The following is a 13,343-nucleotide window of genomic DNA, read 5'->3' as shown; positions in this document are numbered from 1 at the left end:
AAATATTGTTGCATGAAAACTATTCTGCAGAACATCGTTTTCACTATATGCGTTTTTTATCTTAACAACATAACAGTTCCTTTGCGGATTATTTTTTTATTGGATGCAGTACGTATTTCAACATAGTAAACATAAGCTCCCGTGGCCTGAAGCTCAGATTTGTATCTGCCATCCCAGTAGCTGTTGATATTGGTACTTGAGTAAAGTAATGTACCCCATTTATTAAAGATGAGTAACTTAAATTGTTTGTAATTATTTGCAGCTGTTACCTGGAACTTATCATTTCTGCCGTCATCATTAGGGGTGAACGCGCTGGGTATAAAAATATCTCTAAATACTTTTATTTTGGCAGATGAGGTACCAGAACCACATCCAACCGTTGAATTTGCGTTCAATGTGTATACGGCATCTTCTGTAGGGTACACTGTGGGAGTTACCAAATGACTGTCATTAATGAATGTAGCTGGTGACCAAAAAAAATCAACCAGCGTTCCTGTAACGGTGGCATTCAATATTACAGAATCGCCCAGGTTTATGTTATGATCGGGCCCTGCATTAACATACAGGTTTTGGAGCACCGTTACTTTAACCCAGGCAGAATCCCTGCACCCAAAAGCATTGCTGATGGCAACGTTATATATAGTGGTGTTATTGGGGGATGCTATTGGATTTGCAATAGTGGAGCTGGATAAGCCGTTGGACGGTGTCCATTGATATTGTTCGCCACCTGCAGCGGAAAGAACCACAGACTTTCCCTGGCAAATTGATGCTTCGGGCTTGTTGATGGAAATGGTAACTCCCGGAAAAACCCCCAGGTAGAAACTATCTAATGTGCTGCAGCCAGAATTATAGGATTGTGCCAGCTGGTATAAACCAGTGTCGGCAAATTGCACATTTGGAACAATGGATAAACTGTTATCAGACAGGTATCCATTTGGCCCGGTCCATAAAGCCGAGGTGGCAATGTCTGACCGATAGGGGAGGACCACATCTTTTCCAAGGCATCCACGAATACTTTTTGGAGCTAAATGCGCAGGCAGGGGATGAACATTGGTCACGATAAAGTTAGAAGTTATCCAACATTTTGCAGAACCCATATTGGATCTTTCTGCCAGCAATATCCTGTACAGCACCATACCTGAATCCCTTCTTGGAATCGAATAAGCTGAATAGGTAGCCCCGGTGATATTTTTCCATGTTTTACCGCTATCAATACTATTTTGCCATTGCGTTACAGGGTCAGTAAATCCGGGCTCAAAAGACGCACCTAATATAAATGGATTTGAATAGCCTGCACATACATTTACAGGCTCAGCACTGGTATCCAGTGTAGCCCTTATCGCCGGACCACACATTGCAAATGTTATGTCATCTATTGCAAAGGCGCTTCCACAGCCATATGCGGGAGTTGTTTGCATGATAATTTTTACATCGTTGATATTGGCCGGCATTACAAAGGATACCCCATATTGTTTCCATACTTTATCGGCTGTAACGGGTATATTACCGGTACTGCTACTGGCTAAAATAGTTCCCGACAGCGTTTCAACGGTAAAATTTATATTAGGCAATACTGCGGTACCCCCGCAGGTAATTGGCTGCATTACGTTTGTAATCCATGCGGCAAATTGATAATTGGTATTACCACACAATTCATGAACAGTATCGGTGTAAATTACTCCTGGTGTACTTTCTGCATTTACTACCATATAGGCACCCCCCTCATCCTGGGTGTGGTCGCCTGCTAATAAAAACCATGTATGGTCACCACAGCCCAGCAAAAAATTGGTAACACTGTACGTTCCTTTACCAGGGCAACCGCCGGAATAATCAAAGGATGTGGCTGAAGCAGGCAATTTTGAGCTCTTTACACCAAATGTAACATTTACAATGGGGTCACCCAGGTTACCGTTGCAAAGTTGCGCTTGTAAACCAAATGGGACAAAAAGCAGGCAAAAAATAGCAAAGCAAATTTTGTCAGTCAGGTATACTCCCCGGTTGCAAGTCAATATTATTTTCAATACCTGAGTGTTTAACAATATGGAGCTAATTCGTTTTTGATAATAACGTTCTTCAAAAAGAAGAGATCGTAAAATGGTCCCTCCTGAATATGCTATGAAATTAGGTACTTATTTTTTATTCTCTCGCTTTACCCAGTACTAATTTCCTGCAACTTACTGCCTGTATTTATTGATTTTTATGCATTGCGATGAAGGGTAGATTTACAAGAATGATGCTAAGCAGGTCCGGAGAAGATTGCACCAGGAAACATGTAGCCAAGGCACTTTGCAGCCGGAGTGTTTATCTGCTGTTTTCTATGGGGTATAAAGAAGAATAAGATTATTTTTCTTCATTTAATTATGGGGAAGCCTGGCAGCAAGACAAAATATTGCTCAAAAAAATAGTCCTTCCGTAGAAACGGAAGGACATTAACGATTGCTTGCCATATGAAAATCTTAAAAAAGTAGAATTGATCTCTTCAATATCTCACTGCACATTAGGGCTTGTTATCTTTTTCTCCCGGCTTTTTGTATGTGCCCTTATTTCTTTTGTAAAAGTAGTCTGTACACCTGTGTGTAAAAAACTATCTTATAAGATGTTTAATGACCGTTAAGTATATACATATCAAGGAAAAGGCCTGTTGTGTTTGATTCACACCATGTTTTTTTAATGATGGCCAACATAAATGTGGTGCCTGAATTTGTCCTGCGAAAAAATTCTACCGACCGTTTGCAGACAGTATTCCAATAAACGGCATGGAGGAATTGCAGCAATCGGTTCACAAAGCAAATACTATTATTGCTTAATTGCAGGCAAATCATCTTATATAAATCGAAAATAGTAGCCGGAAAATGCGCAAAAAATGAGGTTATGGTTCTCGAGATAATACCATGGCAGTATGCGTGAACTGGTGTTTATCCTCACAAACTGCATTGAAATTATTGAGAAATACTAAGGTGATGAACAGGATGCCCGGTCTTCACAAAAAATAGGCATCCCTATTTTTTTCCGGTATAAGCTTATATATACATTAAGAAAAGGCAATCATGCAGAAAAAAGGAATGACCACAAAAAAATAGTCCTTCCGTAGAAACGGAAGGACTTTAACGATTGCTTGCCATATGAAAATCTTACAAAACTGTTAAAATTATTTTATTATTAAATTGTTACACTTTATATTTGCGTAGTACTAACGATTGATTGCCTTTTTCTCGAAATTACCGCTTAACAACAACGCCCATATTTCTTTTGTAAAAGTAGTATGGGCGTTTGTATATAAAAAATTAAATTGACTGCAATTTAATGATGGTTAAACTACTTTTAAATTTATAAAGTATTGTAGTACAGAATTTAGCACCTACTTTTATCATGATATCCAAAAGCTTTTCTTTTTTATTATAAAAAAAATTATTTTGATTTAATTTACTAGAATAAGAAAGATATTTCCATTTTATAGGTAAAATAAATGTATTATATATTATTTAATATAAAAGTCGGAAGCGGCAGTGACTGATAAAGAATAAAAAAGCAGGCTGTGGAATAAGGCATAAACAGCGGTGTAAATGAAATTACTCTTCCATATTATCTTTTAATTCTTCCGATATCTTCACCAATAACTTGTCAATTCGCTGGCCATCCATGTCAACAATTTCAAATTCAAAACCCCGCCAATCGAATGTATCGCCGGTTTTAGGAATTCGTTCCAGTTCATGCAATACAAAACCCGCCACGGTATCAAATTCATGTTCACCTTCATTCATCCATTCTGTCTTTTCAAAATGGCTTAAAAAATCGTAAAACGTAATCTGGGCGTCAACCAGGTAGGTTCCGTCAGCACGCTCAGTAATTTCATACTCTTCCTGGCCGGTCTGCGGTACGTCTCCTACAATAGCTTCCAGTATATCATTCAGGGTAATCATGCCTTCCAGTGTGCCATATTCATTTACTATAAAGCAACTATGAATTTTTGTTTGCTTTATCTTTTCAAGCAATTGGTAAGGGCTGTTATTTTCGGGTACAAACAGTGCCGGTTTGATAAGTGCTTTCAATGGGGTTGCCGGTGCGGCTTTCAACAGGTCTTTAATATAAATAAGCCCCTTGATATCGTCTACCGTTTTCTCGCAAACAGGGTAAGTCGAGTAAGTAATCTGGTCAAATTTTTCAGTAACTGTTTGTACCGTGTCATCAATATCAAACCAAGCAATTTCAGTACGGTGCGTCATTAAAGAAGTAATATTACGGTCACCCAAATGAAATACCCTTTCAATGATTTCTTTCTCCTCTGTTTCAATAGTGCCGTGTTCGCTTCCCTCGCTTATCATAGCTTTAATTTCATCTTCCGTTACCGCATTATCGCTGGCTACTTTAACGTTGAAAATTTTAAAGATGATGTTGGTGATGGTATTCAGTAACCATACAATGGGGTAAACTATGGTAGAAAGGATGTTCATTGGTCCCGCTACCAGCCGGGCAATTTTTTCCGCCCTTAGCATTCCCATTCTTTTAGGTACCAGCTCTCCTAAAATAATTGACAAAAATGTCACCAGCATTACTATCAATACCGTAGAAATAGTAGTAGCATAGGGCTTAAGCAAATCAAATTTTTCCACAAATGGCTTCAAGTGCATACTGAATTTCTCGCCCGAGTATACACCCGTCAAAATGGATATTAATGTAATGCCAATTTGAGCGGTAGATAAAAATTTCTCCGGATTAGCTGCCAGGTCCAATGCGGCTTTTGCCTTCTGATCTCCTTTATTACCAAGGCTTTCCAGTCTTCCCTTGCGGGCACTCACCAAGGCAATTTCACTCATTACAAAAAGCCCGTTTACAATAATAAGGGCCAGTAAAATAAATATTTCTGTCATAAAATTTAACTAAAACCGCCGTTTGAGAACAGCGGTAGTTGATGCAAATATCTACATTCTAATCTAAAACACGGATTTAAACGTTAGGCAAACTGCTTATGGTGTTGGAATACAGCATTATTTTTTTGATAGCTGCTTAGCATTTACATTTGCCCGGTCGTTATGGATAAACAGAAAATTGCCATCATTGGTGCCGGCCCTGCTGGACTTACAGCAGCCTACCAGTTAGCCAAAGCGGGTCAGGAAGTAACTGTTTTTGAAGCTGATGCGCAGTATGTTGGAGGCATATCAAGAACCGAAAATTACAAGGGGTATTTATTTGATATCGGTGGTCACCGTTTTTTTTCCAAAAACAAAGAAGTGGAAGATCTATGGACAGAAATTTTGCCCAACGATATGCTGGAAAGACCAAGAAGCTCCAGCATTTTTTATAAACACCTTTTTTTTTCTTACCCGTTAAATGCCATTGAAGCATTGCGTAAACTCGGGGTAGCTGAATCGATACACTGTGTATTGAGTTATCTAAAAGCAAAAATGTTCCCGGTAAAAAAACCACTCAATTTTGAAGACTGGGTCAGCAATCATTTTGGCAGGCGGTTGTACAGCATTTTTTTTAAAACCTATACAGAAAAAGTTTGGGGTATACCCTGCAGGGAGATATCTGCAGATTGGGCTGTTCAACGCATTAAAGGATTGTCGTTGAGCAGAGCCATTATAAATGCCGTTATAAAGCCGTCCGCTGGAAGTAAGAGGCCCATCATTAAAACGCTGATTGATACCTTCCGCTATCCCAGGCTTGGGCCGGGAATGATGTGGACTGCCTGTGCTGAAAAAAGTAAAGCGATGGGAGCAAGCATCCTGATGAATGCAACAGTTAATGCAATTTCGTTACAGCAAAACAAATGGCAGCTTACAACTTCAACAGGTGCTACTTTCGGAGGTTTTGATTATGTTTTATCCTCTGCTGCAATTGCACAATTGCTGCCGGCAGTTGCGCCGGCGTTACCAGCTGCCGCATTACAGGCAGCCAAGCAATTAAAGTACCGCGACTTCATCACCGTTATTTTAATTTTAAAAGATGAGCATACATTTAAAGAGAACTGGATTTATGTGCATGATCCTGCAGTAAAAGCAGGCAGGGTACAAAATTTTAAATCCTGGAGCCCGGATATGGTACCAGATAAAACCATGGCTTGTTATGGCCTGGAATATTTTTGTTTTCAAGGAGACGGGATGTGGCAAAGCAGTGATGCCGAATTAATTATGCTGGGCAAAAATGAAATTGAAAAAATTGGACTTGCGCAGGCATCGGCGGTGAAAGACGGATATGTGGTGAGGCAAAAAAGGGCTTACCCTGTGTACGATCACAGCTATAAAGAAAACATAGCGCTGGTAAAGGAAGCATTGCGTCAATACCCGGGTTTATATTTAATGGGCCGCAACGGAATGCATAAATATAATAACCAGGACCATAGCATGATGACGGCGATGCTTGCAGTGAAAAATATTCTTGCGGGAGAAGAACTATATGATTTATGGAAAGTAAACCAGGATGCGGAATACCACGAAGAGGGCGAAAGTGCAGCCCACAAAGGAGGCAGAATGATACCTGAAAAATTATAATTGTATGTTTAGGATTTTATCCCAATCCAAATTTTTGATTAAATATTCTGCCTGCTAAATAACCAACCCCAAGACCAATAAGCGTACCACCTAAAATATCTGTCGGATAATGAACCCCGATGTACAACTGGGCATACGCAACTCCAAATGCCCAAACAAAAAACAACCCTGGCCAGGTTTTGAACTCCCGGGATAAAGTGATGTAAAAAAACATCGCCATACCAAAATGATTGGCAGCATGCGACGAGACAAAGCCACTGCTTTGTGGCAGGTAAATGCCTTTAAATAACCGGATCCATCCGCCTACTGCGGGGTCATTGCAGGGCCTTAACCGCACGATGTGTTCCTTTAACAAATCACTGCTGATGTAGTTGCAAACAACAACGGTAGCCAGGGCAAGCAGTATCCATTGCCACCAGGTTTTTTTATAATTGATGATTATAAATAAAAACAAAAAAAGATACAGTGGCAGCCAGGTATTGGGATTGCGCATGGCTGGAAGCAAGCCATCTAAAAAGCTGTTATGCCACTGCGCATTGATGTGATGTAATACCATCCGGTCCCACTGCTGTATTGATTGCATTTGTTAATTAATTATAGCCAAAAATAATTAATCTATTTTTGCAGGCAGTTTAATTTTATTACAATGAGTTTTTATAAAAAGTTACCAGGGTTGGTTAGATGGATTATTGCCGTGCTGCTCGTTTTTTTATTTGTAATGACTGCTTACCGTTTTTTCTTTTTCTTTAAATATAACCCGCCGGGAAAACCTTTTTCGGGATCTGCTTTTTTAATGGGGCTAAGGTTTGATATAAAGTTCGTTTCTATTTTAGGAGTGGTAATGCTGGCGCTGTGCGGCCTGCCTTTTGTAAATCCATTGCGGAATAAAATCGCAAAAAAAATATGGATGGTGTTATTGTCTGTGATATTGATAGTAGTGCTGTTGTTTTATGTGGTGGACTATTTTTATTATGATTACCTGCAGCAACGCTTAAACGCTTCTATACTCAATTATTCCAGTGATGCCAGCATATCAACACACATGGTGATGGAATCTTATCCTGTGTTCAAGACACTGTTTGTTGTGTTACTCATTGCCTTGTATGCTTTTTATATATTTAACCGGATGCTAAAAAATCATCCGGCGACGGAATTGCCTAAACGAAAATTTTCTATCTTTTATATTCTTTTTTTCTTGTTGCTCGCATTGGGTGTATTTGGTAAACTGGGGCAGTTTAACCTGCGCTGGAGCGATGCGTTTTCACTAAGTGATAATTTTAAAGCCAACCTTTCACTCAATCCGTTTCAGAGTTTTTTTAGTACGCTTAATTTTAAAGATACAAGGCCTGATATAAAAAAAGTACGTGCTGCTTACCCCGAAATAGCCAGGTACCTGAACGTGCAGCAACCAGACAGTGTTCATTTAAATTATGAAAGAAATGTAGTTACAAATAATGTGACCGGTAGCCACCCCAATGTGGTAATTGTTATTTGTGAAAGCTTTAGTATGTACCGCAGCAGTATGAGCGGTAACCCGTTAAACACAACACCTTACTTTAATTCGCTTTGTAAAAACGGTGTTTTTTTCGACCGCTGTTTTACGCCTTCTTATCCTACTGCCCGTGGCGTATGGGCCACGGTTACGAGTCTTCCGGATGTACTGGGCGATAATAACCGTTCTGCAAGCCGCAACCCTGAAGTTGTCAACCAGCAGCTTATCATCAACGATTTTAAAGGGTATGATAAATTTTATTTTTTAGGCGGCGATCCTTCCTGGGCCAATATTAAAGGCGTGCTACTGAACAATATTGACAGCCTGCATTTATACAGCCAGGAAAATTTTAAAGCAAAGAAGTTGAATGTATGGGGCATTGATGATAAGAATTTGTTTTTAGAAGCCAACAACACATTGGCCAAGCAGCAACGTCCGTTTTTCGCCATAATTCAAACAGCCGATAATCACCGGCCTTATTCAATACCAGCGGGCGACCTTGGCGAGTTTAAAAAAGTAAATTATACAGATGACAGTATTCATAAATATGGCTTTGAAAATATTGATCAGCTGAACGCTTTCCGCTATACTGATTTTTGTTACCAGCAATTTTTTGAAGCGGCTAAAAAGGAAAAATATTTTGACAACACCATTTTTGTTTTTGTAGGCGATCATGGCATCGCGGGCAACGCTAGTGCGCTTTATCCTTCCAGCTGGACGGAGCAGCGGCTTACACAGGAACATGTACCCTTGCTTTTCTATGCCCCCAAATTATTGCAACCCAAACTGGTTCATACTGTGTGTTCTCAGGTAGATATCGTTCCTTCTGTTGCTTCTTTATCTAACCTTTCTTACCACAACAATTCCATGGGCAAAAATTTATTTGATACAATTGACAATGCAGCGAAATATGCATTCATCATTGATCATGACACAAAAAACATAGGCGTGGTAAACGACCGCTATTTCTATTTAAAAAATTTAAGTACTAAAAAGGAAACGATTGTTTCTGTAACAGATAATAACCCGGTGCCGGTTACGGCAACTACAGACAGCATTAAAAATAATATGGCGAAACTAACAACGGCATATTACGAAACTGCACGGTACCTGTTATTCAACAATAAAAGAAAATATTAGCATATTCAAGCTGGTTTCGGTATCTGTCCAATAAATAACAACTGTAATTATGTTCACCCGGTGGCGCTTTCCCAAAACAATCCAATGGATAATAAACTTGTTTATTATCTACTTATCCATATTTACGGGCTTTCGCGTTATTACATTAATTTGCTTTAAACCTGCTGCCACAAAGGTTGCAGACCTGTTACCCTCTTTTTGGCTGGGCTTACAATACGATTTGCGCTGGATTGGTATTGTGCTGCTGCCAATAGCATTTATATCCTTGTTTCCCAAATTTTCTCCTTTCTATTCTGAACGGTGTAAAACCGGCTGGGCCATTTACCTGGCAGTAGTAACCTTGTTGGTGTTATTTTTTTTCGGTGCCGATTTTGGGCATTTTGCCTACGTAAACACCCGGTTAAATGCAAGCGCTCTAAACTTTGCAGAAGATGCTAAAATATCTTTTGAAATGTTATGGCAAAGTTACCCGATGGTTTGGATTTTTGCCGCCTTGGTAGGCGCCGTGGGCATGATGGGCTGGATGTTTTCCAGAACACATGTAAGCGTGGAGGAACGCAATATCAACATACATAAATTTAGTTATAACCGCCGCTGGCATGGCGCAGCCATTATTTTATTGCTTTGGTTTTTGTTTGGCTTTTTAGCTTTTAAACCACTGCGCTGGCGGGATGCATTTTCGCTGAACGATAATTTTAAAAGTTATCTGGCATTAAACCCACTGCAGAATTTTTTCACCACGCTGCAGTTTCGCAAGCCGGCGCTGGATGAAGGAAAAGCCAAACAGTATTATCCCGTCATCAGCGATTTTTTACAGCTGAATAAAACGGGTGCGCCTGCAACTGGTTACGAACGCACCATCAACCCCGGCAGCCGCTCGCTCGAAAGCCAGCCGAATATTGTGCTGATAATTTGCGAAAGTTTTAGCATGTACAAAAGCAGCATGAGCGGCAATCCCTTAAACAGTACGCCCTTTTTCAATGAGCTAACGCAACAGGGCATTTTTTTCGACCGTTGCTTTTCGCCCACGTTTGGAACTGCACGTGGCGTGTTTGCTATCCTGACCGGCATACCGGATGTACAGCTCTCCAAGTTTAGCAGCCGCAACCCCCAGTCGCTCAATCAGTACAGCATCATCAATAATTTTGAGGGCTATGATAAATTTTATTTTCTAGGTGGCAGCAGCGACTTTAATAATTTTCGTGGGCTTGTTTCCACCATTAATGATGTGCATATTTACGAGGAAGGAAAATTTAGTGCGCCCAAGTTAAATGTGTGGGGTATCAGCGATAAAAATTTATTTTTAGAGGCCGACAAAGTGATGAAGCAACAAAAGAAGCCTTTTTTCACCATCATACAAACATCAGATAATCACCGCCCTTATTCTATACCGGAAGAAGATAGGGATTTTGTAAAACGTACGGTACCGGTTGAAGAGTTGCACAAATATGGCTTTGAGTCCCTGGCAGAATTCAACGCATTTTGTTATACCGATTATTGCTACAGTAAATTTATAGAAGCCGCAAAGCTGTCGCCCTATTTTGACAATACCATTTTTATTTTTATGGGCGATCATGGCGTGGAAGGCGATGCCGACGCCATGTATCCCAAAGCCTGGACTGATCAGCGGTTGAATGATGAGCACATTCCTTTGCTGTTTTATGCGCCGGCATTGCTGGTGCCGCAAAAAATTACTACAACGGCTTCGCAAATTGATGTATTGCCCACGTTGGCGGGAATGATACACCAACCCTATACCAACAAAACACTTGGAAGGGACTTATTGCATTCAAAAACAAAAGAAAATGCTGCCTTTATTATTCACCATGACGAGGGGAAAATTGGTATTGTAAATGACGATTTTTTTTACATTAAAAACTTATGGATCAGCCAGGAAGAACTGGTTCCCGTTCGCAATGACGCACCGTTGCTTTCGCCCCAAGAAACAGATTCTGTCAAGCGGCATTTGTCTCAATTAACCAGTGCCATGTATGAAACCGCAAGATGGATGCTGGTGAACAATCATGCGAAACAGTGACCTTGCTTTTATTTAAGTTACAAATAGCAACAGTGTATGCAACCTGGAAGTGCTGACCGAAGAACAAAGCGTACCAGAGGGCGATGCAAGGATATTGAACAATGGTTTGTTGACTGGACAAAGAGTTTTTGTTTTTGTCCGAACAGCTTGCCCTGATTGCACTTCAGTGGCGTCGCACACTTATACAACATATTTTTATGGCAGCTTTATTGAAGCGTGGGTATGATTGCGGTGCTTACACTTTTTTTGCAATCATAATTAAGCGGGGTGATTTTTTTACGTCGTATTTACCAAAGTTATAATCGCCATACACTTCCTGTATTTGCAAACCCTGGTAGGCAAACATGTCTGTAAAATCACCAAGCGAAAATTTGGCTACTTTTTCCTGGTAAACCAATGGTTCAGGGAGGGCCTCATCTTCTACCGTTATTTTTTTATAGAAATGTGTTTCATCAAACCATTTGGTGATGAAATAATTTACGCCATCGATTTCCTTGTCAAACTGGTGCACCAAATGGTCTTCTGCATAATGAACGTTTAAATAATCCAGCACAAAACGACCTTCTTTTTTTATTGCCTGGGCAATGGTTCGTATGGCATTGTCGTGTTCCCGCTGTGTGGCAAAATAGCCAAAGCTGGTAAAAAAATTAAAGGCATAATCAAAGTAGTTGATGCGGAAAGGGAGGCGCATATCATGCAAATAAAAATGCAGGTTACCGGCCTCGTGCTGCAAAGCTTCTTTAATACTGTCTTCGCTTAAATCAATACCAATTACTTCAAAACCTTTTTCAGCCAAGTGTATAGAATGCCTGCCCTTACCACAGGCTACATCCAGCATATAGGCACGGGCAGTTGGTTTCAGGTGATCAATTAAAGCATCAATAAACCTGGCGGCTTCCTGTTCGTCCCTGTTAAAGTAGAGCTGGTGGTAATAAGGCGAGTTAAACCAATCTTTAAACCAGGGGTGCGATTGCATAGTAATGATTTGTTAACCGAAAAATTTAATGAGCAATGCGGTGATAGCGTAGATGACCGTTACCAAAAAAATTCCTTTGGCAGTTTTATCTATCCTGGCATTTACATACAAAGTAAACAACAGGGCGTTGGCGAACAGCGACACACTTATCCAGGCGGTTATCAGGTTATGATTAAGGGTCATCCACTGGTACATTTCCTTCAGCGAAAACATGCGGTATTTCAGCAGCTTGAAAATGCCAAAGCCTGCAACGGGACCAAGCAGGCCCAGCACAATGCCAAGGCCATAATTATCTTTTTTAAATATCATTTTATTTTCCAGGTTTTTTCAAGCTGTGCTTTTAAAGGATAGTTGGTAAGGTCGAAAATAACAGGTACAACACTGATGTAATTATTTTCCAGCGCCCATACATCGGTGTCTTTTCCTTTATCAAAATTTACAAAGGCACCCGTTAGCCAGTAATAGTTTTTGCCATGCGGATCTTTGCGTTGTTTAAAATCTTCTTCGTATTTGGCATACGCCTGTCTGCAAACTTTTACACCTTTTATCAGTTCCATCGGTATATCAGGAATGTTCACATTCAGCAGTAAATGCTTGTCCATTTTTTTCTTTAGTAACGACTCTACAATTTGTCTTACATAATGCCTTGCCGGTGCAAAATCGGCCTCGTAGTTATAACTCATCAGCGAAAAACCAATACTTGGAATGCTCTCAATACAAGCTTCCATGGCCGCACTCATGGTACCGCTATAAATTACATTGATAGAATGATTGGCGCCATGGTTAATGCCACTCAGGCAAAGGTCAGGCTTGCCATGCAGTATTTTATCTACGGCAAGTTTAACACAGTCTACAGGCGTGCCGCTGGTATGCCAGGCTTCCACCCCTTCAAATAAATCGCTCTTGCTCATTCTTAACGGCTGACCAATGGTGATAGCATGCCCCATGCCGCTTTGGGGTTTGTCGGGTGCCACCACTACAATTTTGCCAAGGCCTTTTACCGCCTCTACCAAATTGCGTATACCCGGCGATGTTATACCATCATCGTTGGTGATAAGTATAGTTGGAAGTTTAGTTTTTTTAGCAGCAGCCATCGTTTGTTTCTTAATTGATAATTTATAAATGGATAATGGATATTTTTCAATTCAGAATTATTTAATGGATAATTAATGTTGTCATTATCAAATATCCATTCAATAATTATCC

The 13,343-nt window shown here is 40.1% G+C and carries 9 protein-coding genes; 3 read left to right on the top strand and 6 right to left on the bottom strand.

The window, feature by feature from the left end:
- Positions 1 to 56: 56 nt before the first annotated feature.
- Positions 57 to 2,021 (bottom strand): gliding motility-associated C-terminal domain-containing protein, encoded by a 1,965-nt coding sequence (locus tag QWZ08_RS20375; RefSeq protein WP_290339391.1) that lies wholly within the window; start codon positions 2,019 to 2,021, stop codon positions 57 to 59.
- Between the two features lie 1,548 nt (positions 2,022 to 3,569).
- Positions 3,570 to 4,868, bottom strand: coding sequence for a hemolysin family protein (locus tag QWZ08_RS20370; protein ID WP_290339390.1), 1,299 nt, complete (start codon positions 4,866 to 4,868; stop codon positions 3,570 to 3,572).
- A gap of 162 nt (positions 4,869 to 5,030) precedes the next feature.
- Here QWZ08_RS20370 and QWZ08_RS20365 point away from each other — a divergent pair, with 162 nt between their 5' ends.
- Positions 5,031 to 6,491 (top strand): NAD(P)/FAD-dependent oxidoreductase, encoded by a 1,461-nt coding sequence (locus QWZ08_RS20365; protein WP_290339389.1) that lies wholly within the window; start codon positions 5,031 to 5,033, stop codon positions 6,489 to 6,491.
- A 16-nt stretch (positions 6,492 to 6,507) separates the two neighbouring features.
- On the opposite strand, the gene QWZ08_RS20360 is transcribed toward QWZ08_RS20365, so the two are convergent.
- Complete coding sequence (locus QWZ08_RS20360; RefSeq protein WP_290339388.1) at positions 6,508 to 7,074, bottom strand: phosphatase PAP2 family protein; 567 nt, start codon at positions 7,072 to 7,074, stop codon at positions 6,508 to 6,510.
- A 63-nt stretch (positions 7,075 to 7,137) separates the two neighbouring features.
- Here QWZ08_RS20360 and QWZ08_RS20355 point away from each other — a divergent pair, with 63 nt between their 5' ends.
- Positions 7,138 to 9,123, top strand: coding sequence for an LTA synthase family protein (locus QWZ08_RS20355; RefSeq protein ID WP_290339387.1), 1,986 nt, complete (start codon positions 7,138 to 7,140; stop codon positions 9,121 to 9,123).
- Between the two features lie 49 nt (positions 9,124 to 9,172).
- Positions 9,173 to 11,161 carry an LTA synthase family protein gene (locus tag QWZ08_RS20350; RefSeq protein WP_290339386.1) on the top strand — a complete coding sequence of 663 codons (1,989 nt, stop codon included), beginning with the start codon at positions 9,173 to 9,175 and terminating at the stop codon, positions 11,159 to 11,161.
- A gap of 235 nt (positions 11,162 to 11,396) precedes the next feature.
- Here the strand turns inward: QWZ08_RS20350 and QWZ08_RS20345 are convergent, their stop codons facing one another.
- The 3 genes from QWZ08_RS20345 to surE are packed head-to-tail and all read right to left on the bottom strand — an operon-like array spanning position 11,397 to position 13,231.
- Positions 11,397 to 12,137, bottom strand: coding sequence for a class I SAM-dependent methyltransferase (locus QWZ08_RS20345; RefSeq protein WP_290339385.1), 741 nt, complete (start codon positions 12,135 to 12,137; stop codon positions 11,397 to 11,399).
- A gap of 12 nt (positions 12,138 to 12,149) precedes the next feature.
- Positions 12,150 to 12,446 carry a hypothetical protein gene (locus QWZ08_RS20340; protein ID WP_290339384.1) on the bottom strand — a complete coding sequence of 99 codons (297 nt, stop codon included), beginning with the start codon at positions 12,444 to 12,446 and terminating at the stop codon, positions 12,150 to 12,152.
- Positions 12,443 to 13,231 (bottom strand): 5'/3'-nucleotidase SurE, encoded by a 789-nt coding sequence (gene surE, locus QWZ08_RS20335; protein ID WP_290339383.1) that lies wholly within the window; start codon positions 13,229 to 13,231, stop codon positions 12,443 to 12,445. Before surE ends, QWZ08_RS20340 begins: the two co-directional genes overlap by 4 nt.
- Positions 13,232 to 13,343: the final 112 nt, after the last annotated feature.

The sequence above is a fragment of the Ferruginibacter paludis genome (genome assembly GCF_030409685.1).
Lineage (GTDB): Bacteria > Bacteroidota > Bacteroidia > Chitinophagales > Chitinophagaceae > Ferruginibacter > Ferruginibacter paludis.
Note: the sequence above shows the minus strand (reverse complement) of the source record. Positions and strands in the feature narration are given on the sequence as shown.

What these genes read in the sequence shown, in the direction of transcription:
- QWZ08_RS20370 (WP_290339390.1), bottom strand. Translation starts at nt 4,868, where the DNA reads ATGACAGAAATATTTATTTTACTGGCCCTTATTATTGTAAACGGGCTT.
- QWZ08_RS20365 (WP_290339389.1), top strand. Translation starts at nt 5,031, where the DNA reads ATGGATAAACAGAAAATTGCCATCATTGGTGCCGGCCCTGCTGGACTT.
- QWZ08_RS20360 (WP_290339388.1), bottom strand. Translation starts at nt 7,074, where the DNA reads ATGCAATCAATACAGCAGTGGGACCGGATGGTATTACATCACATCAAT.
- QWZ08_RS20355 (WP_290339387.1), top strand. Translation starts at nt 7,138, where the DNA reads ATGAGTTTTTATAAAAAGTTACCAGGGTTGGTTAGATGGATTATTGCC.
- QWZ08_RS20350 (WP_290339386.1), top strand. Translation starts at nt 9,173, where the DNA reads ATGTTCACCCGGTGGCGCTTTCCCAAAACAATCCAATGGATAATAAAC.
- QWZ08_RS20345 (WP_290339385.1), bottom strand. Translation starts at nt 12,137, where the DNA reads ATGCAATCGCACCCCTGGTTTAAAGATTGGTTTAACTCGCCTTATTAC.
- QWZ08_RS20340 (WP_290339384.1), bottom strand. Translation starts at nt 12,446, where the DNA reads ATGATATTTAAAAAAGATAATTATGGCCTTGGCATTGTGCTGGGCCTG.
- surE (WP_290339383.1), bottom strand. Translation starts at nt 13,231, where the DNA reads ATGGCTGCTGCTAAAAAAACTAAACTTCCAACTATACTTATCACCAAC.